Raw genomic sequence first — 23,420 nt, 5'->3', positions numbered from 1 at the left:
TGCGTCCATGACGTTCACCGCGCGATCGTGGCTGGCGCCGGACCGCCCCGAGTTCCCCGCCACGGTCGAGGACCCGGCCGAGCGCCGAGCGATCAAGCTCGAGCTGCTGATCGTCTTCGGGATCACGCTCGGCCTGTCCGGGGTGCGCAGCCTGCTGTCCCTTGTGGACTCGCTGCTGCAGCCGGTGCCGCTGGCCCAGCAGCAGACCCAGCTGAACGTGCCGCAGGCCGCGGCGAGCCTGATCGACCTGCTCAAGCAGCTCCTGTCGGCGGCGCAGCTGGTCGGCTGGGGCGCGCTCGGGCTGTACCTGCTGTGGCGCGCGGGCATCAAGATCAACCGGCTGGGGCTGGACCGCCGGTCGGCGGGCTACGACACGCTCCTGACGCTCGGGCTGGCCGCGGCGATCGGGATCCCCGGCCTCGCGCTCTACTTCGTCTCCTACCACCTCGGGTTCAGCCTGGCGGTGCAACCGTCCACTTTGGGCGACACGTGGTGGCGGCCGATCACGCTGACGCTCTCCGCGTTCGGCAACGCCTTCGCCGAAGAAGTCCTGGTCATCGGGTACCTGCTCACGCGGCTGCGGCAGCTCGGCGTCCGGGAGAACAACGCCGTGTTCGGCGCCGCGGTGCTGCGCGGGTCGTACCACCTGTACCAGGGGTTCGGCGGGTTCGTCGGGAACTTCATCATGGGCCTGGTGTTCGGACGGCTGTGGCAGAAGACCAACCGGCTGTGGCCGCTGGTCGCCGCGCACACGCTGTTCGACTTCGTGTCGTTCGTCGGGTATTCGCTGCTCAAGGGGCACGTTTCCTGGTTGCCCTGACTAGGATCACGGGGGTGATCGACGAAACGGCACCTCCCCGGGTGGACAGCGAAGTCGGACCCCTGCGCGCGGTGCTGCTGCACCGGCCCGGCAACGAGCTCAAAAGGCTGACGCCCCGCAACAACGACCAGCTCCTGTTCGACTCGATCCCGTGGGTCGACCGGGCCCAGGCCGAGCACGACGCGTTCGCCGAGGTGCTGCGCAACCGCGGCGTCGAGGTCCTGCTGCTGGCCGACGCGCTCCGGACGGCCCTGGACGACGACCGGGCGCACGCGGCGGGCGTGCACGCGGCGGTCGACGACCGGCGGCTCGGCGGCGACCTGGCCGACTCGCTCCGCTCGCACCTCTCCAGCGTCGACGCGGCCGGCCTCGCCGAGGTGCTGATGGCCGGCATGACGTTCGAGGAGCTGCCGTCGGCGGAGGGCGCGTCGCTGGTGCGGATGATGAACCACCCGCACGACTTCGCCGTCGACCCGCTGCCGAACCTGCTGTTCACGCGCGATTCGTCGGTGTGGATCGCCGACCGGGTGGCGATTTCGTCCCTGACCATGCCCGCGCGCCGCCGCGAAACCGCGGTGCTCGACCTCATCTACGCCTACCACCCGCAGTTCCGTCACGCGGCCCGCGCGTACGGCGCCCATTCGGCGCCGATCGAAGGCGGCGACGTGATGCTGCTGGCGCCGGGCGTGCTCGCCATCGGCGTCGGCGAGCGGACGACCGCGGCCGGCGCGGAGTCGCTCGCCCGGTCGGTGTTCGCCGACGGTATCGCGCACACCGTGCTGGCGGTGCCGATCGAGCAGTCCCGCGCGACCATGCACCTGGACACGGTGTGCACGATGGTCGACGCCGACGCGGTGGTGATGTACCCGCTCGCCCGCGACTCGCTGACGGCGTTCACGCTGCGCCCGACCGGCGACGGCGGGGTGAAGGTGGCCGGCCCGGCGCCGTTCCTGGTGGCCGCGGCCGAGGCGATGGAGATCGACCGGCTGCGCGTGATCGACACCGGCCTCGACCCCGTGACGGCCGAACGCGAGCAGTGGGACGACGGCAACAACACCCTCGCCCTGGCGCCCGGCGTGGTCGTCGGCTACGAACGAAACGCCGAGACGAACGAGCGGCTGGAAGCGGCGGGCATCGAGGTGCTGCCGATCGCGGGCTCCGAACTGGGCTCCGGCCGGGGCGGGCCGCGGTGCATGTCCTGCCCGGTCCGCCGCGATCCGCTGTAATGGGAAGCCTTCCCTAAAGTGCGGACGCCTTTAGGGAAGGCTTACTTAAATTAGGTGAGTCTTCTTTAGGAATGGTAACCCTAATAGGGGGAAGATCACCAGGCCGATGTAGTCGGAAATCGAATTCTGCCGTATCATGGTCATCATGGCCCTCACCAAGAAAAAAGAGCCGCGCTCGAAGTTCTACGAACTGCTGCAGGCGCAGATCCACAACGAGTTCAACGCGTCCCAGCAGTACATCGCGCTCGCGGTGTGGTTCGACGCCGAGGACCTGCCCCAGCTGGCGAAGCACTTCTACAAGCAGTCCGTCGAGGAGCGCAACCACGCGATGGCGCTCGTGCAGTACATGCTCGACCGCGACCACCACGTCGAGATCCCCGGCACCGGGGAGGTGCGCAACGATTTCTCCGGCGTCACCGAGCTCATCGAGCTCGCGCTCGCCCAGGAGAAGGAGGTCGCCGCCGACATCTCCGCGATGGTCAAGGCGGCGCGCGCCGAAGAGGACTACATCAGCGAGCAGTTCACGCAGTGGTTCCTCAAGGAGCAGGTCGAAGAGATCTCGCAGATGAGCACGCTGCTGAACGTCGTCAAGCGCGCGAACGGCAACCTGTTCGAGGTCGAGAACCACCTGGCCCGCGAGTCCGTCGGCGACGGCGGCACCGACTCGCAGATGCCGCCGGTGGCCGGCGGCAAGCTCTGACACCGCGTTAGCCCTCCGTCGAGGGCGGGGTGCCGGTTCACCACCGCGGCGCGAAGCACGAAACCCGGGCTCTCCCCCTGTGGACAGCCCGGGTTTCGGCATGTGGCCGGCCCTCAGCCGGCGCAGTCCTGGGTGGCGCTCGTCAGGCTCGTCTGCACGACACCGGTCCGGTCGAGGCGGAAGCGGTATTCGGCGGCAGTCCCGGCCGGGGCGACCACGCCACCGGTTTCTTCCTTGGCCGCGGGGTAGACGGCGAGGATCTGGTCCTTCGTGGATCCGGCGCCGATGCCCTCGGCGGTGTGCGCGGCCACGTCCGGCGTGACGACGACGAGCCCGGCCGCCTTCGAAATGACGACGCTCGCGGACGCGGGAACCCCGCTGCCCTGTGCTTTGTAGACGGTGCAGCCCGCGCCGGCCTGGGCGTCGCTGAGCGTCACTGCCTGCCCGGCCACGTCGGCCTCGGACATGCCGAGTTTGAGCTTGCCGAAACCGTCCGCCGCGAGCAGCGGTCCACTGGTCACCTCGGCGAGCGTGGACGGCGCCGGGGCGGACGTCGGCCGCCGTGTCGGCTGCGCTGACGTCGACGCTCCCGGCGGTGCGGAAGCCTGGATGCTCTGCGTTCCGGTCGGGCCGGGCGTCGACGGCTCTGCCGGCCGGCCCTGTGTGAGGTTCTCGGCCGGCTTGGAGCCGGCTCCGGTGCCGGGGACGGATATCGCCGCGGTGCCGTCCTCGGTGTGGAGCCGGATCATGGTCAGCCCACCGGCGACGGCGACCACGGCGGCCGCCACCCCGGCCACGGCCTGCACGGTGTGGCGGCGCCGGCGACGGCGCCGCGCACCGGTGACGATGACCGTGCCGGCGTCGGGCGGCGGGGGCAGGTCCAGCCGCTCGTCGGCGAACAGCGCGCGCAGGCGCTGCTCCAGTTCGTCCTCGGAGATGTTCAACCCGCACCACTCCCTTCGCCTTCGCCGTCGACCGACTTCAGCTTCATCCGCAGCGACGCGATCGCCTTGCTGGCCTGGCTTTTGACGGTGCCCTGCGTGATTCCGAGGACCCCGGCTATCTCCGCTTCCGAGAGACCTTCGTAGTAACGCAGCACCATCACGGCACGTTGTCTCGGCGGCAGCGTTCGTAACGCACGCCACAGCGGCTCGTGCTCGAACGGGTCCGCCGGCACGTGCGGGCTGGTGTCCGGCAGGTCCGCGACGAGGTTCTCGCGACGCGTCCGGCGCCAGCGGCTCACGTGCGCGTTCGCCATCGACCGGCGGACGTAGGCCAGCGGGTCGCCCGTCTTTTCGTGGACGTAGGTCCACCGCGAACCGATCTTCTCCAGCACGGTCTGCACCAGGTCCGCCGCGTCGTGCGGGTTGCCGGTGAGCGCGTGGCCGTACCGCAGCAGGCCGGGCAAGGTGGCCTGCACGAAGTCGCCGAAGTCGACGATCTCGCCAGGCAACGTCGCGGACCTCCCTCGGCCTGCGCTGGTCACCCAGGTTTCTCCCCCGGTGAAGACGGGTGCCGCAGCGGTCACCGTATCGCCTCCCATCGGGGTCGGGTAGCCGGAAGCCGAGTCGCTTTCCTCCCCAACACGCATCACAGCCCCCTCAGGTTGCCTGCGTTCCCGGCCGAGTTCGTGATCGCTCGGCCGGGTGATTGTCTGCCCACGTCAGCGGTGAGCGAGCGAGTCGGGCAGCCGGAAACCGCCGCCGTCGGACTCTCGGAATTCGTGCACGCCGACGACCGCCGCGTGCGGGATCGGGCCGTAGACGTGCGGGAACCAGATCCCCTCCGGGTGCGGCGGAGCGCCGTCTTCCCAGCGGACCGGGGACCCGACCTTCGCCGGGTCGATCTCGAGGAGTACCAGGTCGGTGCGGCCCCGGTAGCGGATGTTGGCCGGCAGGGTGGCCGTGCCGAAGTCGGAACAGTGGATGAACCCGACTTCCCCCAGCGAAGACGGCCGGTACTCGCCGCCTTCACCCACTTCGGCCCACTCGGCCGCCCCACAGATGTGAAGTATCACGCCGAGAATCGTCCCACCGCCGCGATCCGGCGGCGGTGTCTCGTGCGCCACATAATGCCTGGTTGAACGCTCATCGAGCGGGTGAACGACCGCCGGTCCGTACCGACGGTCCGGCACCCGCCGACGGGGTCAGCGCAGGGTGAGCTGCCGGCCGATGAGGCCGTCCCGCGCCCGGCGCTCGGTCGCGTTCAGCGGCTCGTCGTCGAGCGACTTCAACGCCGTCTCGAGCCGGGCGCCGAGGGCGTCCTTCGCTTCGGCCCATTCGCGGGCGTGGGCCTCGGGGTCGAGGTCCCAGACCGGGACGAGCAAGCCGTGCGCCCGGAACGAACCCGCGTAGCGCGAGCCCTCACCGAGGCCGAGCTCACCGGCCGCGGACAGCCGGGCGAGGGCCTGGAGCAGCAGGTTCTCCGGCTCCGGCCGGACCCAGCGCAGGTGCGCCTTCTCGCCGGCGAGGACCCAGTAGGCACCCGAGCCGAGCCGTTCGGTGGGCATGATCGCGGCGTTCGCGCGCTCGAGGGACACGGCGACGTCACCGGTGGCGTCCGCGTCCTCCGGCAGCCACCAGCCGAAGTCCTGGTGCAGCGTGACGTCGAGTTCGGCACCCGGCGTCAGTAGGTCCTGGAGCCGCGCGTGCTCGTCGGCGGAGGGCGGGGTGGTGGTGTCCGGCACGCCGAGGACGTCGCCCTCCTTGGCGTCCAGCAGCCACTTCAGCGACCGGCCGAGATCCCGGCTGATGTCGGACGAGCGGGTCTGCACCTGCAGACCGAGGTACCGCCGGCCGTCCGAGCGGACGAACGCGGCCGCCGCCATGGGCAGCACGGTCCCGAGGGTGACGTCACCGCCGTCGGCGAGGGTGAGCTGGGCCGTCGCGGACGGCACGAACTCGCGCAGCGCGATCAGCTCGGGCTCCGCCGCCAGCCCCTCGAACGGCTGGCCGACGAAGACGTCGCGCACCTTCGGCTTGCGGTCCGCCGCCTGCTTGGGACCCTTCTTGCGCGCGCCCTTGCCCACTGCTGCCTCCTCTGGCTCGGCTTCAGACGCTATCGAAGGGTTAGTCTCGCGACGTGTTCGACCCCCGCGATCCCGCGTTCCTCGAAGATCCGTACCCGGCGTTCGCCGCACTCCGCTCACGCGGCGAGGTGCATTTCCACGAAGGGCTCGGCCTCGCCATCGCGGTGTCGCACGCCGCGTCCTCGGCCGTGCTGCGCCACCGCGGCCTCGGCCGGATCTGGCAGGACGCCCAGCCGCTCGAGCGGTTCGCCTCGTTCAACCTGCTGCACCGCGATTCGCTCCTGGAGAACGAGCCGCCCGCGCACACCCGCTTGCGTCGCCTGATCGCGGGCGCCTTCGGCCGCGGCCACGTACAACGGCTGCGTCCGATGGTCGCGACGCTCGCCGCCCGCATGGTCGACGACCTGGCGGCCGCGATCGCCGCCGACGGCAGTGCCGACCTCCTCGAGCACCTCGCCCAGCCGCTGCCGGTCGCGGTGATCGCCGAGCTGCTCGGCGTCCCCGGTACCGACGGACCGCGGATGGTCCAGCTGTCCAACGCCATCGTGAAGATGTACGAGTACGACCTGCCGGAGGAAGGACGCGACGCCGCCGAGCGGGCCGCGGCCGAGTTCGTCGAGTACATCCGCTCGGTCGCCGCGGCCCGCGCAGACGCACCGGGCGACGACATCATCAGCGACCTCCTCCGCAGCGAGCTGACGCCGGACGAGCTGGTGGCCACCGCGGTGTTGCTGCTGATGGCCGGCCACGAGGCGACGGTCAACGTGCTCGGCAACGGCATCACGGCCCTGCTCACGCACCGGCACCAATGGGAACGCCTGCTGGCTTCACCTGCCCTTCTGGATTCGTGTGTCGAGGAGCTGATCCGGTTCGACGCGCCCCTGCAGCTGTTCGAGCGGACCGCGACCGAGGACGTGTCGATCTGCGGACATGTCGTTTCGCGTGGCGAGAAGATCGGCGCGCTCCTCGGTGCCGCGGCCCGCGACCCGAAGGTGTTCGACGAGCCGGACCGCCTGGACATCGGCCGGACGCCGAACGCCCACCTCGGGTTCGGCATGGGGATCCACTACTGCGTGGGTGCTCCTCTCGCTCGGGTGGAGATCGCCGCCGCGCTGAGCGCGCTGGCGGAGAAGCTGCCGGGGTTGCGCCTGGCCGGGACTCCGCCGCGGCGGCCGGAATTCGTGATCCGCGGGTTGAAGGAGCTTCGGGTCACCGCGTGACGGGGTCTCTTGCCCCGGTTCTCACGTAATCCGGGACGGAACTGCATGATTCGGAGCGGGTCTCGCGTGGTTGAAGGCGGAAGTCACGTGATGGGGGCGGAACTCGCGTGGCTCAAGGGGCATCGCGCGTGATGGGGCAGGCATCTCGCGTGACTGGAAAGGCATCTCGTGGGGTTGCCCCTCCCGGATGTAGATGGCTTGGCTTCCAGGCGGTGGCCTGAGGGCGGACTTCTCGAAGTTCGTGTGCCTGCCGCATGCGCATCGGCAGGGCTGCGCCGCCAGTTGACGGGCGGAAACCTCCCGCGGCCTCCATCCATCCCGGCGCGGTGTTCTACTCCGGCCGTGGTGTCCCCCGCCGGGCGGAACTCGCGTGGCTGGAGGGGCACCACGCGTGATTGGGGAGGCATCTCGCGTGATTGGGGAGGCATCTCGCGTGATTGGGGGGTCGACACGGGGTTCATGGGGTTACTCCGGTGAAGAGGTCTTCTTCGAGGCGGGGGCCTGGGGTGGGGTGGGCGAGGTGGTAGTCCTCGTGGGGCCAGACTTGGCGCTCGATTTCGCGGGAGTGGGCGAAAAACGGGTGGGCCGGGTCTACCTGGGTGGCGTGGGCCAGGAGGGCTCGGTCGCGGGTGGCGAAGTGGGCGTCGCAGCGGATTTTGGTGGTTGTCGGGAGTTTGTCGGGCGGGAGTTCGTTCAGGACTTCGGCCATTGAGGATTCGAGGCCGGCGGCCAGGGTGGCCTCGTGCAGCGCCTCGAACCAGGCGCGGCTCAGAGTTGCTTGGTAGTACAGCTTTTGTGGTTGCCACGGCTCGCCCGTGCCGGGATAGCGAGCGGGGTCGGCGGCGGCGGTGAAGGCCTCGACCGTCACCTCGTGGGTGCGGATGTGGTCCGGGTGGGGGTAACCGCCCGTTTCGTCGTACGTGATCACCACGTGCGGGCGGAACTCGCGGATCAGCGCCACCAGCGGTGCCGCCGCTTCGGAGAGCGGCAGGGCCGCGAAGCTGCCTTCGGGCAAGGGCTCGCCCTCCGCGGGGAGGCCGGAGTCGACCAGGCCGAGAAAGCGTTGGCGGACGCCCAAGATCTCGGCGGCCGCGGCCATCTCGCGACGGCGGATCGCCGGGAGGTCCGCCCACGTCTCAGGCGTGTCGAAGGCCGGGTTCAGGACGTCGCCGCGTTCGCCGCCCGTGCAGGTGGCGACCAGGACGTCGACGCCTTCGGCCGCGTAGCGGGCCAGGGTGGCCGCGCCCTTGCTGGACTCGTCGTCCGGGTGGGCGTGGACGCTCAAGAGGCGGAAAGTCACCGTGTGCTCCTCGTAGGGAAGAAAAGTGCGGGGATCAAGGTCAGCGCCGAGAGCGCCAGTGCCCACGTGAACGTGGTGCCGAAGGCCGCCGGGGCCGGGGCGGCCGAGAGTTCACTGTGGAGGATCGCGGCCAGCAGGGCGGTGCCCAGCGAGCCGCCGATCCGGTTGACCACGTTGAACGCGCTCGCCGCGCGGGGGATGCGGGACCGCTCAAGCGAGCCGTACAGCGTCGTCATGCCGGGGGCCGTTGCCGCGCCCAGCCCGGCGCCGCGGAGCAGGAGGGACAGCGTCAGCAGGGCACCGCCGGGTGCCGAGCCGAGCCGGGTGAACGCGATCGTGCCCAGCAGGGACAGCGCGATTCCGGCCAGCATCGTGCGCCGCGGCCCGAAGCGGGCCAAGAGCCGGCCGCTCGCCAGCATGACCGCCGCCGAGCCGAGGGCCTGGGGCGCCAGCAACAGCCCGGCCCGCAACGCGCTCGCGTGCTCGACCTGCTCGTAGTACAGCGGAAGCAGCAGCATCGAGCTGTACAGCGACGCTCCCAGCAGGAACGTGCTCGCGCTCGCGACCGCGAACCCCTTGTTCCGGAACAACGCCAGCTCGAGCACCGGCGCCGCCACCCGGGAAGCGTGAATGCCGTACGCCAGCAGCAGCACGGCCCCGGCCACCCAGGCGACTACCACGCCCTCGGCCAGGCCGTAGGCGAACGCGCCGAGCCCGGGCGAGAGCAACGCGAGCCCCCGGACGTCCAACGCGGCAGGCGCGCCGCCCGGTGCCGGAGCCGGGAGGAGCCGCCGCGCGCAGAGGAACGTCGCCACGCCCAGCGGGACGATGCCGAAGAACATCCACCGCCACCCCAAGCCCGCGACCAGCGCACCGCCGAGCATCGGGCCCAGCACCGGGGCCACCGTCGCCGGCAGGGTGATCACGCCGATCATCCGGCCCAGCGCCGGACCCGCCTCCTGCGCGAACACCGCCTGCCCGACCGGCTGCATCAGCCCGCCGCCCAGCCCGTGCAGCACCCGGAACGCAATCAACGCCGGCGCGGACCAGGCGAAGCCGCACAGCAGCGTGCCCGCGGTGAAGATCGCCACCGCCGCCAGCCAGACCGCGCGGCCGCCGAACCGGTCGGTCAGCCAGCCCGACAGCGGGATGGCGGCCGAAGCCGCGAGCAGGTACGCGCTCGCCACCCACTGCACCGTGGTCAGCGGGCTGTCCAGGTCACGGGCGATCGAGCCGATCCCGACGGTCACGATCGTCGCGTCGAGGATCGACAGCACCGCGCCCATGATCAGCACACCGCCGAGCCGCCACAGCGCCGCATCCGGCCGGACTGCCGTTGTCATGCTCACCCCCCAGTTGATTAGGTCGAACCTCAGATTAGGTCCGACCCACTGACTAGGTCAAGCACAATCTTGGGTCCGACCCAGTAGAGTGACGCCATGAGCGAGGGACTCCGCGACCGGAAGAAGCACGAGACCCGGAAGACCATCTCCGACGTGGCCACGCGGCTGTTCATCCGCAACGGCTTCGAGGACGTGACGATCGCGGACATCGCCGCCGAGGCGCGGGTCGCCAAGATGACCGTGACGAACCACTTCCCGCGCAAGGAAGACCTCGTCTTCGACATCCGGGAGGACTTCACCTCCTGGCCCGCCGCCCTGGTCCGCGACAGCGTCTTCCACGACACGCGCGAGCTCTACTTCGAAGCGCTGGGCGCCGAACACGCGCTGGTCGGCTTCTCCGGCCCCGGCTTCGTGCGGATGATCAAGGAGAGCCCGGTCCTGACGAACGCGCTGCACGAGATGCACCGCGAGCGCGAGACGGCGCTCGCGGACCTCCTCATCCGCCGCCACCCCGAAGAAGACCTCAACCCCACGCTCGCCGCCGCGCACCTGGCGACGGTCCTGCGCGTGCTCTTCCAGGAGGCCTTCGACCGGACCCTCGAGAACGAAAAGACGGTCGCCGAGGAGCTCTGGCCGATCGCGGAACAGGCCTTCGACCAGCTCGAACCGGTCTTCGGTCGCTACTAGCGCGCGGCGCCGGCCGGCCGCGAAGCCCGCAGCTCCGGCTCAGGCGCACCCTGGACCTTCAGCACGCGCATCTCGCGCACGGCGAGGGCGTCCGACGGCGCCAGCAGCGCGGTGAACCGCCGCACCACCAGGGCCGTCATCACCGCCAGCGCGGCCGCGGCCAGGTCGGTCACCGCGACCAGGACGACGCTGTCGGCCATCGACTGCACGTCGTCGCGGAAGCGCCAGCAGATCGACACCCCCAGCAGCACCCAGTTGAGCAGCCAGGCGCCCCACCACCCGAGCACCCGGCGCGACGGCTTCGGCCGGGCGTCGCGCGCGCGGCCCAGCACCGCGTGCTCGAGTTCGCCGACGACCGACAGCGCCAGCGGCAGGTTCGCCACCGGCACGAGGACGCCGACCAGCACCTGCCACACCGGCCGGGGCGGGTCGTCGCCCGAGACGTCCGCCGCCGCCTGGCGCGCGACCAGCAGCCACCAGAGCGACAGCCCGGCGGGCAGCAGCGCGAGGATCGAGGCGAGCAGGCCCGCGGTGAGCACGAAGGCGTCGGAGAACGCCACCACCGAGCGGGACAGCGCGGATTCGCGGCCCTGGACGAGCAGCACGTACCGCCAGATCTCCGCGCTCGCCGCGGCCACGGCGAGCGCGGCGAACGCGAAGAGGACGACGACCACGCTGCGGCTGAGCACCGGCACCCGGTCGATCGGGCGGACCTCGTCGGACGCCGTGCCGGGCACCGACGTCGGGCGGCGCCAGACCAGGTTCGGGAACCCCCAGCGCGGCGGCACCGGGTACGACGGCGGGCCGAGGTACGGCTCGGGTGCCACGACGCGGCGGCGCGGCCACGCGCCGGGCGGCGGGGTGGCCACCCAGCGCAGCTTCGGCCGGTGCAGCGGACGGCGGTGGTAGGGGTACGGCTCCGGCTGGGCGGCCAGCGTCCGGCCCTGCAGCTGCTGGGCCGTCGGCGGCGGCGCCTGGCGCGGCCAGTACCCGGGCGGGTACGGCTGCCCGGCGGGAGGCTGCCCCGGGTGCAAGGCTAGATCACTTCGGGTTCGAGGCCGGGGTGCTCGCCGACCATCGGACGGCCTTCGCGCTGCCACGCGCCCATGCCGCCGGCCACGTTCACCGCGTCCCAGCCGCTCTGGTTGAGCCACGCGGCCGCGCGCGCGGACCGGCCGCCGCTGCGGCAGATCACGTGGATCGGCTGGTCTTCGGGCAGCTCGGCCAGCTCGCCGACGCGAGCGGGCAGCTCCCCCATCGGGATGTGCACCGCGCCGGGCGCGTGCCCGGCGGCCCACTCGTCGTCTTCACGGACGTCGAGCAGCACGAGGCCGTCCTTGGGCAGGTCGCGGACCTCGGCGGTCGGCAGTTCAGCAGGGCTCACCACGGTGTCCATGCTGCCATGCGGAGGCGTTGCCCGCGCGTGAGGTCAGCGGATCACTTGCGGTGCCGGCCGCGGCTGGTGACGCGGGTCTTTTCCTCGGCCTGGCCGAACCGCGCGACCGCCCTGTCCCGCATGAAGCCGAGCGGGTCCGGCGCGTGCAGCCGCAGCATGATGTCGTGGACGTGCTCCGGACGGCCGTAGCCGGTCATGCGGCTGACCAGGTACGTCGACACGAAGGCAGCGGGGACGGTGATCAGTGCGGGCTGGTTGACGAACCAGGGCGCCCAGCCGCCGGTGTAACCGCTCACGACGTTGACCACCAGCGCGGCCAGCACCAGGCCGCCGCCGACCAGCATCCCGGCCAGCGCGCCCGGCCAGGACAGCTTGCGCCACCAGATGCCCAGCACCAGCAGCGGGCTGAACGTCGACGCGGCGAGCGCGAACGTCAGCCCGATCGACAGCGAGATGTCCTCCGGCCGCAGTCCCACCGCCAGTCCGATCGGCAGCAGGGCGACCAGCGCGGCCGCCACGCGGAAGTCGCGCACCCGGCCGGGCAGCAGGTCGGTCGACACCACCCCGGCCACGCTCACCAGCAGCCCGGACGTGCTGGACAGGAACGCGGCGAACGCGCCGGCCGCGGTGACCGCGCCGAGGAGCTGGCCGCCGACGCCGGGCAGGATCGCCGAGGGCAACTGCAGGATCGCCGCGTCCGTCTTGCCGGTCACCAGCAGCTCGGGGACGTACATCCGCGACAGCGCGCCCAGCAGCGTCGGGAACAGGTAGAACAGCCCCAGCAGCAGCAGGACGTGCACGGTCGTGCGGCGCGCGGCCTTGCCGTCGGGGTTGGTGTAGAAGCGCACCAGCACGTGCGGCAGGCCCATCGTGCCGAGGAACGTCGCGAACATCAGCGAGTACGTCTGCAGCAGGTCGGTGAGGCTGCCCGAAGCCGGGTGCAGCCAGTCCGAGTTGTCCGCGACGGAGTCGCTGACCACCGGGACCGGCGTGCCGGCCAGGAACTTCAGCTTGGTGCCTTCGGAAACCGTGTGCGGCGCCAGCGGTGTCCAGTGCGTCGGCCCGGCCGCCGGGCCGTTGTCGGTGCGGCCGTAGGCCCAGAGGTACGTGTCCGAGGTGACGTGCAGCGTGACGTCGGTTTGCACGTTCACCGTGGTGTCGCTGACGAACACCGGCGGCGCCGGCGAACCGAGCGGCCGGAACCCGTCCGGGCCGCCGCCGGTGAAGAAGACCATGCACAGCACGAACGCGGGCACCGCGATCGCGAACAGCTTGAGCCAGTACTGGAACGCCTGGACCACGGTGATCGCGCGCATCCCGCCGGAGATGACGTTGAACGCCACGAGGACCATGACCACGATCGCGCCCGCCCACGCCGGCACCGGCACGACCGTCGCCAGGGTCAGGCCGGCGCCCTGCAGCTGCGGGGCCATGTAAAGGATGCCGATGAACACGACGAACGCCGTGGAAAACCGGCGCAGGCCCTGCGAGCCGAGCCGCATTTCGACGAAGTCGGGCAGCGTGTAGGCCCCGGACCGGCGCAGCGGCGCCGCCACGAACAGCATCAGGGCGAGGTACCCCGCGGTGAACCCGATCGGGAACCACAGCGCGTCGGCGCCGTCCTTGAGCACGATTCCGGCGATGCCGAGGAACGAGGCCGCGGACAGGTATTCGCCGGAGATCGCGGCGGCGTTGCGGCGGGACCGCACGGTGCGCCGCGCGACCAGGAAGTCGTGCGTGCTCGTCGCCGACCGCGAGGAGCGGTGACCGAGGTAGGGCGTCACCACGGCGACCAGCACGATGCCGGTCAAGGCCCACGGGTTCAACTGCACGGGAGGAATCCTCGCACGACTCGGTGCGAAACTAGTTTTCGATCATGTCCACGAACGCGCGTTCGTTGCGTTCGGCGAGCCGGTTGTACCAGATCCCGACGCCGAACAGGAATGGGAACGGCAGCACGCCGAGAATCAGCCAGGCCACCGGGATGCCGAGCAGGCTGGCCTGCGAGAACCCGGGCACGAGGTAGAACAGCACGGGCAGCGAGCCGAAGACGCCGACGACGAGCAGCGCGAGCAGCAACGCCGTCCGCAGCTGCACCTTCACCAGGTGGTCGCGGACGAGCAGCTTCCCCCAGCTGGTCTGCTCCTCCAGCTCGACCCGGGCGCGCAGGGTGCCGGCGCCGCGGCGCGGGTCGGCGAGGATCACGCGCTCCCGCTTGGGTTTCGCGTGGTGTTCCGGCTTCGGCGGCGGCTCGTTCTCCGGCGCCGGCGGCAGGGACTCGACGACGGCCCGGTCGGCCGGCTGCGGCAGCGGCCGGTGCCGGGCCCGCCTGCCGAGGGTCGGATCCGGTTCGCGGACACCGTTCGAGCGGCGCTCGTAGAAGTCGTCCGTCATGGCCGGCCCCGGCTCAGCCGTTCCGGCCCGAACCGACCAGCCGGTCCTTCAGCGCGCGGGTGTGCCGCCGGCTCACCGGCAGCACCTTCTCCTCGTTGCCGATGACGACCTGGTAGCCGCCCTGGCCCATGCGCAGCTCGGTGATCAGCGGCAGGGCGACCAGGAACGACCGGTGGATGCGGACGAAGCCGGCCTTCTCCCAGCGCTCTTCGAGCTGGGCCAGCGGGATGCGGACCAGGTGGCTGCCTTCGGTGGTGAACAGCCGCGCGTAGTCGCCCTGCGCCTCGACCCAGCGGACCGAGGAGCGCGGGATGAGTTTGGTGGTGCCCGCCAGCTCGACCGGGATGACCTCGTCGTCGTTCTTGACCGGCTCGCCGCCCAGCGCGCCGGGCGGGGGCGCCGCCGCGGCGGCCAGCTTGTCCAGCACGCGCGAGATGGCGCGATCGAGGCGATCCTGCTGGTACGGCTTGAGCACGTAGTCGAGGGCGCCGAGGTCGAAGGCGTTGACGGCTTCTTCGGCGTGCCCGGTGACGAACACCAGCGCGGGCGAGGGCCGCAGCGCGGCGAACACGCGCGACATCTCCATCCCCGACAGCCCGGGCATGTCGATGTCCGCGAAGACGGCGTCGACGATCGGCAGGCCGCGGTCCTTGCGCTCGCGCAACCGCGGGTCGTCGGTGGACAGCAACCGCAGCGCCTCGGAGGCGTCGATCGCCGGGAACACCTTCGCCACGTGCGGGCTGTTGCGCAGGCAGTGGACGAGTTCGTCAAGACCGTTCGGCTCGTCGTCCACAGCCAGGACCACGAGCTTCCGGGTGTCATCGTGAGCACTCACAGTGAAACGCATCCTGCCCATTGCCGAGTGCAATGTCCAGCCCCCGTCCGCCTTAAGTGAGGAGACCCGCGACCGCGGCCGCGGGCCCCCTGCTCTCAATGCACGAACGTGAACCAGTTGAGGTTCACGAAGTCGGCCGGCTGGCCGCTGGTGAAGGTGACGTACACGTTGTGGACGCCGGTCACCCCGCTGATGTTCGCCGGGACGGTCCGCCAGCTCTGCCAGCCACCGGTGTTCCCCACCGCGAAGCTGCCGACGGGCGCGTTGGACCGGCTGTCCAGCCGCACCTCGACCAGCCCGCTGACTCCGCCGGCGGCCCCGGACGCCACACGCGCCTGGAAGTTCGTGGCCGCGCTGCCGCCGAAGTCGACTCCTCCGTACAGCGCCCAGTCGCCGTTGGCCACCGCGGCGACGTTCTGGCCGCCGCCGGTGTCCGTGGTGGCCTCCGTGATCAGACCGGACTGCTGGCTGTACGACTCGGCCTGGATGGTCCGGTAGGCGCTGCCGCCACCGGACGGCGGCGTGGTCGTGGTGGGCGGGGTCGTCGTGCCGCCGCCACCGCCACGGGTGGTCACCGTGACGTAGTCGACGACCATCGGGTGCCCCGGCACGATCCCCGGCCCCGGCGTGGTCGTGCCGGAGTTGTTGTTGGGGAACGCGCCGCCGATCGCCAGGTTCAGCAGCACGAAGTAGCCCTGGTGGGTGGTCATGTTCGCCCAGGTCGTCGCGTCGAGCTGGTTCTGGCTCACCGAGTGGAACTGCTGCCCGTCGACGAACCAGCGGAGGACCTGCGGGCTGCTGCTCGCGTCCCATTCGAAGCGGTAGGTGTGGAAGGCCGACTGGCAGCTGCTCCCGGGGCACGCCCGGTTGTTCGGCAGGCCGGTGGTCTCGTTGCACGGACCGCCCGGGTTGACGCCGCAGTGCAGGACGCCCCAGACGGAGTTGATCCCGTTGACGTTCTCCATGATGTCGAACTCGCCGATGGCGGGCCAGTTCCACCAGTTGCCGCGGTAGGGGCCGCCGAGGGCCCAGAACGCGGGCCAGTAGCCGAGCGCGGCCGCCCCGGTGACGTTGGGCATCTGGATCCGGCTTTCGATCCGCAGCACGCCGCCCGCCGGGGGCTTGAAGTCGGCGCGCTGGGTCTCGATCCGGGCCGACGTCCAGTTGCCCGCGCCGTCGCGCAACGGCGTGATGCGCAGGTTGCCGCTGCCGTCTTGGGACAGGTTGCTGCTGCTCGCCGTGTAGTTCTGGATCTCCCCGGTCCCCCAGTTGCCGGGGCCGCCGGGATAGCTGTGGCCGGTGTCGATGATCCAGTTCGCGCTCGAGGGGAGCGAGCCGGCGCCGCCGGTGAAGTCGTCGGCGAACACCGTCGTCCAGCCCGACTCGGGCGGCGGGATCGACGCGGCGGCGGGAATGGTCAGCGGGATGGCGATCAGTGCGGCGCCGAGCACCGCGCCGATGGTGAACCGGAGGTGGGGCATCAGGTACGACCTCCTTGTCGTCCGGATTTGTTGCCGTTCGCAACAAAGCCCGTTGACGAGGAAACCCGACGCTCCACCCCCGGTTCCAGAGGCGTTACAGGGGAAGAGTGATCCAGGTCACAAAGTCTGCCCGGAAGTACCCGAACCGGACATCGGCGTCAGAGGCCGAAGCGCGACCAGGCCGCCTTCTGCGTCACCGCGTCCAGCACCGCCGACGCCGCCGCCGGTGCGCCGATGCCGAGGCGCGCGAGCAGCGGCCTCTTCGGCTCGGCCACCGAGATCTCGGCGTCCGGGTAGCGCTCGGTGATGATCTGCCGGAGGCTGCCGAGGCCGTCGATCAGGCCCAGCTCGAGCGCCTTCGCGCCGAGCCAGACGTCGCCGGTGAACAGGTCCTCCGCGTCGGTCAGCCGATCGCCGCGACGCTCTTTCACCCAGTTCACGAACAGCTCGTGGAGCTGGGTGTGCATCTTCTTCAGCCACTCGACGTCTTCGGGCTTCTCCGGCGAGAACGGGTCCAGCCGCGACTTGTTCGCGCCCGCCGTGTGCAGCCGGCGCTCGATGCCGAAGCGCTCCAGGAGGCCGGTGAACCCGAAGCCGCCGCTGATCACGCCGATCGAGCCGACCATCGACGTCCGATGCGCGTAGATCTCGTCGGCGGCGCAGGCCAGCCAGTACCCGCCCGACGCGGCGACGTCCTCGCAAAAGGCCAGGACGGGCACGCCCTTCTCGTCGGCCAGCTGCCGGATCCGCTCGGCGACCAGCCCCGACTGCGTCGGCGCGCCACCCGGCGAATTCACCAGCAACGCGACCGCCTTGAGGCGATCGTGCCCGAACGCCCTGGTCAGCGCCGTTTCCACGGCGGCGAGGTTGATCGCGCCCCTGGCCAGCGGGGACGGCGACGGCGTGATCACGCCGTGCAGCTTCACCACGGCCACGACGTCCTTGCGCTCGACGCGGTCGGCCAGCACCGGGATCCGCGAAGCCAGTTTGTCCGTAACGCTCATGAAGCCAGGCTAGCCGGATTCAGCCCATGGGGAGGATGCCGGAGCGCGTGCCGTTGACGCCGTTCACCTCGGCGCCGTTCAGCTGCGCCGGACCGCCCTGGGCCGGGACGTCGGCCTCGCCGGAGTCGGTCTCGGAGCTGTAGTCCGGCATGTTCGGCCGGACGCCCGGGACGAACTTCGGCACCCGCAGCGTCACCTTCATGCCGGCACCGGGCGCGGTCTCGACCATCACCGCGTAGTCGCTGCCGAAGACCTGCTGCATGCGCTGGCTGATGTTGCCGAGCCCGACGTGCGCGCCGGTGCTGTGCGCGTTCTTGACGTCCTTCAGCCGCCGCGGGTCCATGCCGATGCCGTCGTCCTCGACGCTGATCAGCGCTTCGGTGCCGTAGTCCTGCGCGATCACCGTGACGCAGCCGCCGCTGGGCTTGCTCGCGAGGCCGTGCTTGACCGCGTTCTCCACCAGCGGCTGGATGATCAGGAACGGCACGACGACGCTGAGCACCTCGGGCGCGATCTTCATCCGCACCTCGAGCCGGCCGCCGAAGCGGGCGTTCTCGATGGTCAGGTAACGGTCGATGTTGCGCAGCTCCTCGGCGAGCGAGGTGAACATGCCCGACGTCCGGAACGAGTAGCGCGTGAAGTCGGCGAAGTCCTGAAGCAGCTCTCGGGCCTCTTCGGGATCCGTGCGGATCAGCGCGGAGATCGTGTTGAGCGCGTTGTAGACGAAGTGCGGGGAGATCTGCGCGCGCAGTGCCTTGATCTCGGCCTGCTGGAGCTGCTGCTTCGACTCGTCGAGCCGGGACAGCTCGAACTGGGTGCAGACGAACTGGGCGACGGCGTCGGCCATCTGCACCAGCCGCCCGCGGGTGCGGCCGACGACGATCAGCGCCGCCTCGGTCTCGCCCTCCACCAGCAGCGGCACGATGACCGCGGTCTTCATCCGGCAGGTACCGCGGTGGTTGCACGGCATCCGGTCGTGCGCGACGACCTCGCGGCGGTGCTTGCGGATCGCGTTGCCGATCGCGTCGACCAGGTCGACGTAGTGCTCGTTCGCCTCGCCGTCCCAGGACAGCAGCGTGCCTTCGCTGTCGGTGATGCCCACGGCGACGCAGTCGAGCATCTGCAGCAGCTGCGTGGTGATCTTGTCGGCGGCGTCCTCGTCCAGGCCGGCGCGCAGGTTCGGCGCCGCCTTCGACATCCGGTGCACCGCCTGCAGCATGGCGTCCTCCACCACGCTGGCCGGCTTGCGCTGCCGCACCAGCAGCACGATCAACGCGGCGACGAGCAGCACCACGAGACCCCACGGGACGATCTGCGCAAGCGGAAACCCGGACACGGCGTCCATGCTCTGCGCTCGACCGACCGGGTGCAAGGCCTGTTCCCACTTTCTGTCCAACAGCGATGACCGAGAGTTGAAGAGACCCTACCGAGAGTCCGGAAGCGGCTACTTCAGCAGCCGCGACATCCGGCGGTCGGCGAGCGGCTTGCCGCCGGTCTGGCAGGTCGGGCAGTACTGGAACGACTTGTCGGCGAAGGATATTTCGCGGATCGTGTCGCCGCAGACGGGGCACGGCAGCCCGGTCCGCGCGTGGACCCGCAGGCCCGACCGCTTCTCGCCCTTCAGCCGGGCCGCCTTCTGCCCCACCGACCGCTCGACGGCGTCGGTCTCGATGTCGTGGATCGCCTCGGCGAGCGTCTCCAACGCACCCTCGTCGAGCTTGCCGATCGTGGCGTACGGCGAGAGCTTCGCGCGGTGCATGATCTCGTCGGAGTAGGCGTTGCCGATCCCGGCGAGGAGCGACTGGTCGGTGAGCGCCCACTTCAGCCGGGTGTTCTTCCCCGCGAACAGCTCGCGCAGCCGGGCGGCGTCCACGGCGAGCGCGTCCGGACCCAACCGCGCCACGCTCGCGATCTCCTGCGGGTCCTCGACGACCCAGACCGCCAAGCCCTTCTTCGTGCCCGCTTCGGTGAGGTCGAAGCCCGGCCCGGTGGCGGACTCGAGGTGCACCCGCAGCGAGATCGGGCCCTTCCCCGGCTTCAGCGGCGCCGCGGCGAGGCCGTCGGACCAGCGCAGCCAGCCCGCGCGGGCCAGGTGGACGACCAGGTGCAGGTCACCGGCCACGACGTCGAGGTGCTTGCCGTGCCGGGTCGCGCCGGTGATCTCGCGGCCGTGCAGCTCGGTCCACGGCGGGGTCGCCGTCTTCAGGACGCTCAGCGATGCGACATCGATGCGGAAGATCGTCCGGCCCACGGCGTTCTCGCGCAGGTGGTGAGCCAGTGCTTCGACCTCGGGTAGCTCGGGCATGGCACCAGTGTCCTACTCGACCGGGTGGAGTGGCCCGTCGAAGTCCGGCAGCGAATGCCGCTGGATGGTCTTGGAGATCTTCTTGACCTCGCCCTGCACGGTGAACATGCCGCGGATGGTGCCGACCCAGCGCTCGGACGGCCGGTCACCGGTCACGTCGCCCTCGGTCTCCGCGACGACGGTCCACGGACGGCGCAGGATCCACCGCAGCGGGAAGAACAACACCACGAGCAGCAGCGCCAGCAGCACCCACGCGGGCACGTTGACCTGGTCGGGCGTCCACACGACGAGAATCACGGCCAGCAGCGTGGTGACGACGATCATCGCGATCCCGGGCCCGTAACTGCCCGCGACGTCGTGCTCGAAGTCGTCGGCCGTCGCCGGTGCGCGCCATTCCATCTGGGCACGGACCACCCAGTCGCGGCCGTCTTCGCCGCGTACCAGCCGGTTCATTCAGTTGCCTCCCAGGGCGCCCGCAGGGTGAGCGCCTCAACGGTACCGTGCCCGGGCTCACCCGCGCGAGGGAGGAACCGGACATCTCGCCCGCCGGAACGGATCATCGCTGATCAAGAACCCGACGGCGCGGCCGGAGCCGGGTCCGCCGGTTCGCCCGACCCGGTGACGGACGACGCGCTGCTCGGGCACGGCTTCCCCGAAGTCGGTGTCACCGTCGTCGACGGCTCCGTCTTCGTGGTGTCCGTCTTCGTGGTGTCCGTCGCCGTGTTGTCAGCAGTCGTGGTGTCCGTCGGTGTCTCCGGGTCGCCGGCCTGCGGGTCGCCGGCCTGGTCGTCCTTCGGCGCCGGCTTCTCCGGCTGATCCGTGGGCTGGTCCGACGACGGGCGCGGCTTACCGGTCGGCGACAGCTCGGGCGCGTCGGCGTCCTCCGGCACGGGCGCGTCGGTGGACTCGGTCGTCATCGTCATGACGGGCCTCGACGAGTCCAGCCGCGGCGACGACCCCGGGTGGTCGGACGCGACGAAAGTCGAGGAGGGGACGTCTTCACGCGGGACGAGCTGGTCACCCGCACCACCGCCGGCCACGGCCGCGACCGGGACGTCCCCGGCGACCGGCAGAGCGGGCACCTCGTTCGCGGCGGCCTGCTGCTCCCCGCCCCGCGCCCGGGCCGGCACCGCGACCCCGTTGCCACGGCCGTTGAGCACACCGATTCCGATCCGCGGCTCCGGCGGCGCCTGCGGAGGCGGCTGGTGGTGCGTTTCGGACGGCGGCACCACGACGAGCTCGGGCGCCCCACCGGGCAACCCGATGTCCCGCACCGGCCCGGACCCGAACAGCACCGGCCCGGCCGCGACACCGACGGCACCCACCGCGGCGGTCGACGCCAGCGCCAGCCCGATCTTCACCTTCGAACCGACCAGGACGCCCTTGACCGTCGCGCCCAGCCCGGCCAGCACCCCGCCACCGCCCAGCGACGCGGCGGCCGGCACCAGCAGCACCAGCACCCCGGCGTGCGCCCGCAGCGACGAGCAGACGTCACGCAGCTCGTCCTGCGTCGCCCGGCACGACGGGCAGCCGTGCAGGTGCGCCTTGATCCGCTCCGCCTCGGCGCCGGTGACGCTCCCCGCGGTGAACCCGCCGAGCTTTTCGACGACCGCCCGGCACGAATCCGGCCCGCGGTTCACCGAAAGGTGTGCCTGCAGGTACGCCGCCCGCAGCCCCTGCCGGGCCCGGCGGGCCAGCGCCGCGGTCGCGTTCGCGCTCAACCCGAAGTGGGGAGCGACCATCGCGGGCTGCTCACCCTCGACCTCGGTCTGCCACAACACCGTCCGCCACCGCTCCGGCAAGCTGGTGAACGCCGTCGTGATCAACGTGTGCTCGGCCGTGCGGGCGTGCGTGTCCGCCCCCGCCCCGGCGCGGAAAGTCAGTTCGTCGTCGGACACCGGGACGTCCCGGCGCGCACCGTGCCACTCCCACGACACCCGGCGGGCGACGGTCAGCAGGTAAGCGCGAACGTAGTCACGGGGACCGGCACCCCGGCGGAGAGCCTGCAACACGCGGAAGAACGTCTCCGCGGTGATGTCCTCGGCCTCGGACCGATCGGCCGCCAGGCTCTGCGCGAGCCGGCGGACCGCGGCGGCGTGCCGCTCGAACAGCTCCCCGAACGCGGCGTCCTCGCCGTTGCGGAGCCGTTGCAGCAGTGCCTGCTCGTCGGATTCCGAGGCCGCTGGTGGCGGCACCGTGCCCAGCTCGGTCATCCGGCCCGGCACCTCCTCCCCGAAGGTCTCCCCATTCGGTCGAATGGAGACACCATACGGAGGGAATCAGCCGTCGTCACCCCTTGTACGCCAGCTGTGACACCGAAGCACCGGTCCGGGCACAGGGGGACCCGGTGACCGGACCCCTCAGGCATGGGTATAGAGTTTCCCCCATCAGCAAGACAACGCGGATGTAGCGCAGCTGGTAGCGCATCACCTTGCCAAGGTGAGGGTCGCGGGTTCGAATCCCGTCATCCGCTCGGGGTTGAAGGGGTCGTGTCGGCGGAAATCGCCGACCACGACCCCTTCGCCATTTCACCCGGGGGGCCGAGCCCCCCGGACCCCCCACGGTGCCTTTGCCAGACCTTCGGAGGGTTCCCCTCCCTGCTCCGGCCCGGACTTTTGGGGCGTGCCCCGGCTCTGCCCGGATCAGACTTTGTGACCGGGTGGGCGGGGGTTGGGGCTCTGGGGTTGCGGGGGGTCAGAGCTCGTAGGTGTCGAGGATTGTGGGGGCCACTGGGGTCAGGTGGGCGTCTTCGCGCTCTGTTACCTGGCCTCGGGCCATTCGGTAGACGCGGAAGTTGTTGTCGTTCTCCGTGTCCTGGTCGTCCCACGTGTGCAGCAGGCCGTACGAGCCCGGGGCCAATTCGCCCGCACGGGTGAAGAGATTCAGGATTTCGGGGGCCAGGTCGCCGCCGTGCTTGTCGAAACCGCCGAAGTGGAGCATGGGCATTCCCGCGCTCCAGCGGAGGTCGACCAGGTCGAAGTCGCCCGCGTCGCGGATCGCGCGGTGTACGCGGTCGACCAGGCGCTCCAGGAGCGCCGCGTCGTCATCGCCGCTCGCGGTCGCCTGGATGGTCACCCAGCCGTGATATTCGAACACCCGCAGAACGGTAGCAAGAGACCAACCAGCCGCTCAGCGGGCCAGCGCGGACGGCTTCCCGTCGCGGCGCAGCACGTTCGACAGCACGCCTTCGCCCAGCCGCTCGAACGCCGGCACCAGCTTCTCGCCGAACACGCACAACGTCCGCTCCCACGGGTGCCCGAGCGTGCCGTAGGAGAAGTCCGCCGCCAGGAACAAGTGGTAGTCCGCACGCGGGAACACCGGCACCGGCCACCGGGCACTCCCGGACATCAGGTGCGGTCGGACGCGGTAGGACTGGTGCTGCCAGTGCAGCGCCCACATCCAGTCGTCCGGGCCGCAGACCTCCCGGAACGCGGCCAGCGCGATCGTCGCGACCTGGTGCTCCTCGACCGCGTACGGGCCGAGGCGGAACTCCGCCGAAGCGCGGTCCAGGTTCCCGGGCGAAAGGTCCCACGTCCGCGACGGCACCGGCTCCCGGAACCCCGGCCAGGCGTGCGCGTAGGTGCTCGGCCAGAACGCCAGCTTGTCGTACACCCAGTACCAGGCCGGCTCGTCGACGACGCGGGAGACGGCTTCCCAAGCAGCATTCACGGTTTGAGACCT

The 23,420-nt window shown here is 70.9% G+C and carries 24 protein-coding genes and 1 tRNA gene; 6 read left to right on the top strand and 19 right to left on the bottom strand.

Annotated elements, in window-relative coordinates:
* Positions 1-7: 7 nt before the first annotated feature.
* The 3 genes from AB0F52_RS07915 to AB0F52_RS07905 all read left to right on the top strand — a co-directional run bounded on the left by AB0F52_RS07915 (position 8) and on the right by AB0F52_RS07905 (position 2,746).
* The gene (locus AB0F52_RS07915; RefSeq protein ID WP_360165937.1) at positions 8-820 is read left to right on the top strand and encodes a CPBP family intramembrane glutamic endopeptidase; all 813 of its coding nucleotides are present in this window, start codon (positions 8-10) and stop codon (positions 818-820) included.
* Positions 821-861: 41 nt separating this feature from the next.
* Positions 862-2,046, top strand: a complete 1,185-nt coding sequence (locus tag AB0F52_RS07910) for an arginine deiminase (RefSeq protein ID WP_360166630.1) — start codon at positions 862-864, stop codon at positions 2,044-2,046.
* A 145-nt stretch (positions 2,047-2,191) separates the two neighbouring features.
* A complete protein-coding gene (locus AB0F52_RS07905; protein WP_360165934.1) occupies positions 2,192-2,746 on the top strand; it encodes a ferritin in 555 nt (184 codons plus the stop codon).
* Between the two features lie 113 nt (positions 2,747-2,859).
* On the opposite strand, the gene AB0F52_RS07900 is transcribed toward AB0F52_RS07905, so the two are convergent.
* From AB0F52_RS07900 to AB0F52_RS07885, 4 genes are all read right to left on the bottom strand, one after another.
* On the bottom strand, positions 2,860-3,690 hold the full coding sequence (locus tag AB0F52_RS07900) for a hypothetical protein (protein WP_360165932.1): 831 nt from the start codon (positions 3,688-3,690) through the stop codon (positions 2,860-2,862).
* Complete coding sequence (locus AB0F52_RS07895; RefSeq protein WP_360165929.1) at positions 3,687-4,199, bottom strand: SigE family RNA polymerase sigma factor; 513 nt, start codon at positions 4,197-4,199, stop codon at positions 3,687-3,689. The genes AB0F52_RS07900 and AB0F52_RS07895 overlap by 4 nt, the downstream gene beginning before the upstream one ends.
* Before the next feature lie 210 nt (positions 4,200-4,409).
* Positions 4,410-4,763: a DUF952 domain-containing protein gene (locus AB0F52_RS07890; protein ID WP_360165926.1), complete on the bottom strand. Its 354-nt coding sequence runs from the start codon at positions 4,761-4,763 to the stop codon at positions 4,410-4,412.
* Positions 4,764-4,892: 129 nt separating this feature from the next.
* Complete coding sequence (locus AB0F52_RS07885) at positions 4,893-5,774, bottom strand: DUF5926 family protein (RefSeq protein WP_360165923.1); 882 nt, start codon at positions 5,772-5,774, stop codon at positions 4,893-4,895.
* Between the two features lie 53 nt (positions 5,775-5,827).
* On the opposite strand from AB0F52_RS07885, the gene AB0F52_RS07880 reads away from it, so the two are divergent.
* Positions 5,828-6,994: a cytochrome P450 gene (locus AB0F52_RS07880; RefSeq protein WP_360165920.1), complete on the top strand. Its 1,167-nt coding sequence runs from the start codon at positions 5,828-5,830 to the stop codon at positions 6,992-6,994.
* Positions 6,995-7,451: 457 nt separating this feature from the next.
* On the opposite strand, the gene mca is transcribed toward AB0F52_RS07880, so the two are convergent.
* Complete coding sequence (mca, locus tag AB0F52_RS07875) at positions 7,452-8,294, bottom strand: mycothiol conjugate amidase Mca (protein ID WP_360165917.1); 843 nt, start codon at positions 8,292-8,294, stop codon at positions 7,452-7,454.
* Positions 8,291-9,637, bottom strand: a complete 1,347-nt coding sequence (locus AB0F52_RS07870; RefSeq protein WP_360165914.1) for a DHA2 family efflux MFS transporter permease subunit — start codon at positions 9,635-9,637, stop codon at positions 8,291-8,293. The genes mca and AB0F52_RS07870 overlap by 4 nt, the downstream gene beginning before the upstream one ends.
* A gap of 96 nt (positions 9,638-9,733) precedes the next feature.
* On the opposite strand from AB0F52_RS07870, the gene AB0F52_RS07865 reads away from it, so the two are divergent.
* Positions 9,734-10,324 carry a TetR/AcrR family transcriptional regulator gene (locus AB0F52_RS07865; RefSeq protein ID WP_360165911.1) on the top strand — a complete coding sequence of 197 codons (591 nt, stop codon included), beginning with the start codon at positions 9,734-9,736 and terminating at the stop codon, positions 10,322-10,324.
* Here the strand turns inward: AB0F52_RS07865 and AB0F52_RS07860 are convergent.
* From AB0F52_RS07860 to AB0F52_RS07810, 11 genes are all read right to left on the bottom strand, one after another.
* The gene (locus tag AB0F52_RS07860; RefSeq protein ID WP_360165908.1) at positions 10,321-11,358 is read right to left on the bottom strand and encodes a DUF4328 domain-containing protein; all 1,038 of its coding nucleotides are present in this window, start codon (positions 11,356-11,358) and stop codon (positions 10,321-10,323) included. The genes AB0F52_RS07865 and AB0F52_RS07860 overlap by 4 nt on opposite strands.
* Positions 11,359-11,360: 2 nt before the next feature.
* On the bottom strand, positions 11,361-11,720 hold the full coding sequence (locus AB0F52_RS07855; protein WP_360165905.1) for a rhodanese-like domain-containing protein: 360 nt from the start codon (positions 11,718-11,720) through the stop codon (positions 11,361-11,363).
* A 41-nt stretch (positions 11,721-11,761) separates the two neighbouring features.
* Entirely contained in the window at positions 11,762-13,552 is a 1,791-nt protein-coding gene (locus AB0F52_RS07850) for a cation acetate symporter (RefSeq protein ID WP_360165902.1), read from the bottom strand.
* Positions 13,553-13,583: 31 nt separating this feature from the next.
* On the bottom strand, positions 13,584-14,114 hold the full coding sequence (locus tag AB0F52_RS07845) for a hypothetical protein (RefSeq protein WP_360165899.1): 531 nt from the start codon (positions 14,112-14,114) through the stop codon (positions 13,584-13,586).
* Positions 14,115-14,127: 13 nt separating this feature from the next.
* A complete protein-coding gene (locus AB0F52_RS07840) occupies positions 14,128-14,961 on the bottom strand; it encodes a LytTR family DNA-binding domain-containing protein (RefSeq protein ID WP_043792552.1) in 834 nt (277 codons plus the stop codon).
* 83 nt (positions 14,962-15,044) lie between these two features.
* The gene (locus tag AB0F52_RS07835; protein ID WP_360165895.1) at positions 15,045-16,430 is read right to left on the bottom strand and encodes a glycoside hydrolase family 16 protein; all 1,386 of its coding nucleotides are present in this window, start codon (positions 16,428-16,430) and stop codon (positions 15,045-15,047) included.
* A gap of 158 nt (positions 16,431-16,588) precedes the next feature.
* A complete protein-coding gene (locus AB0F52_RS07830; RefSeq protein WP_360165892.1) occupies positions 16,589-17,434 on the bottom strand; it encodes a S49 family peptidase in 846 nt (281 codons plus the stop codon).
* Between the two features lie 19 nt (positions 17,435-17,453).
* Entirely contained in the window at positions 17,454-18,779 is a 1,326-nt protein-coding gene (locus tag AB0F52_RS07825) for a histidine kinase (protein WP_360165889.1), read from the bottom strand.
* Between the two features lie 99 nt (positions 18,780-18,878).
* Positions 18,879-19,739: a DNA-formamidopyrimidine glycosylase family protein gene (locus tag AB0F52_RS07820; RefSeq protein WP_360165886.1), complete on the bottom strand. Its 861-nt coding sequence runs from the start codon at positions 19,737-19,739 to the stop codon at positions 18,879-18,881.
* Between the two features lie 12 nt (positions 19,740-19,751).
* Positions 19,752-20,192, bottom strand: coding sequence for a hypothetical protein (locus tag AB0F52_RS07815; protein ID WP_013222080.1), 441 nt, complete (start codon positions 20,190-20,192; stop codon positions 19,752-19,754).
* A 113-nt stretch (positions 20,193-20,305) separates the two neighbouring features.
* Positions 20,306-21,952, bottom strand: coding sequence for a sigma-70 family RNA polymerase sigma factor (locus AB0F52_RS07810; RefSeq protein WP_360165882.1), 1,647 nt, complete (start codon positions 21,950-21,952; stop codon positions 20,306-20,308).
* A gap of 187 nt (positions 21,953-22,139) precedes the next feature.
* Between AB0F52_RS07810 and AB0F52_RS07805 the strand changes: the two genes are divergently transcribed.
* Positions 22,140-22,212, top strand: a tRNA-Gly gene (locus AB0F52_RS07805).
* 221 nt (positions 22,213-22,433) lie between these two features.
* Here the strand turns inward: AB0F52_RS07805 and AB0F52_RS07800 are convergent.
* On the bottom strand, positions 22,434-22,835 hold the full coding sequence (locus AB0F52_RS07800) for an immunity 7 family protein (protein WP_360165879.1): 402 nt from the start codon (positions 22,833-22,835) through the stop codon (positions 22,434-22,436).
* A gap of 33 nt (positions 22,836-22,868) precedes the next feature.
* The gene (locus AB0F52_RS07795) at positions 22,869-23,408 is read right to left on the bottom strand and encodes a DUF2716 domain-containing protein (protein WP_360165876.1); all 540 of its coding nucleotides are present in this window, start codon (positions 23,406-23,408) and stop codon (positions 22,869-22,871) included.
* Between the last annotated feature and the right edge of the window lie 12 nt (positions 23,409-23,420).

The sequence above is a fragment of the Amycolatopsis sp. NPDC024027 genome, from assembly GCF_040638975.1.
In the GTDB taxonomy this organism is placed as follows: domain Bacteria; phylum Actinomycetota; class Actinomycetes; order Mycobacteriales; family Pseudonocardiaceae; genus Amycolatopsis.
The sequence above is the reverse complement of the archived record's forward strand: the minus strand, read 5'-3'. Positions and strand labels throughout refer to the sequence as shown.

Bases quoted from the DNA above. Each gene is read 5' to 3' on its own strand.
- AB0F52_RS07915 (WP_360165937.1), top strand. From the start codon at position 8: ATGACGTTCACCGCGCGATCGTGGCTGGCGCCGGACCGCCCCGAGTTC.
- AB0F52_RS07905 (WP_360165934.1), top strand. From the start codon at position 2,192: ATGGCCCTCACCAAGAAAAAAGAGCCGCGCTCGAAGTTCTACGAACTG.
- AB0F52_RS07870 (WP_360165914.1), bottom strand. From the start codon at position 9,637: ATGACAACGGCAGTCCGGCCGGATGCGGCGCTGTGGCGGCTCGGCGGT.
- AB0F52_RS07865 (WP_360165911.1), top strand. From the start codon at position 9,734: ATGAGCGAGGGACTCCGCGACCGGAAGAAGCACGAGACCCGGAAGACC.
- AB0F52_RS07855 (WP_360165905.1), bottom strand. From the start codon at position 11,720: ATGGACACCGTGGTGAGCCCTGCTGAACTGCCGACCGCCGAGGTCCGC.
- AB0F52_RS07845 (WP_360165899.1), bottom strand. From the start codon at position 14,114: ATGACGGACGACTTCTACGAGCGCCGCTCGAACGGTGTCCGCGAACCG.
- AB0F52_RS07840 (WP_043792552.1), bottom strand. From the start codon at position 14,961: ATGCGTTTCACTGTGAGTGCTCACGATGACACCCGGAAGCTCGTGGTC.
- AB0F52_RS07835 (WP_360165895.1), bottom strand. From the start codon at position 16,430: ATGCCCCACCTCCGGTTCACCATCGGCGCGGTGCTCGGCGCCGCACTG.
- AB0F52_RS07830 (WP_360165892.1), bottom strand. From the start codon at position 17,434: ATGAGCGTTACGGACAAACTGGCTTCGCGGATCCCGGTGCTGGCCGAC.
- AB0F52_RS07825 (WP_360165889.1), bottom strand. From the start codon at position 18,779: ATGGACGCCGTGTCCGGGTTTCCGCTTGCGCAGATCGTCCCGTGGGGT.
- AB0F52_RS07820 (WP_360165886.1), bottom strand. From the start codon at position 19,739: ATGCCCGAGCTACCCGAGGTCGAAGCACTGGCTCACCACCTGCGCGAG.
- AB0F52_RS07815 (WP_013222080.1), bottom strand. From the start codon at position 20,192: ATGAACCGGCTGGTACGCGGCGAAGACGGCCGCGACTGGGTGGTCCGT.
- AB0F52_RS07810 (WP_360165882.1), bottom strand. From the start codon at position 21,952: ATGACCGAGCTGGGCACGGTGCCGCCACCAGCGGCCTCGGAATCCGAC.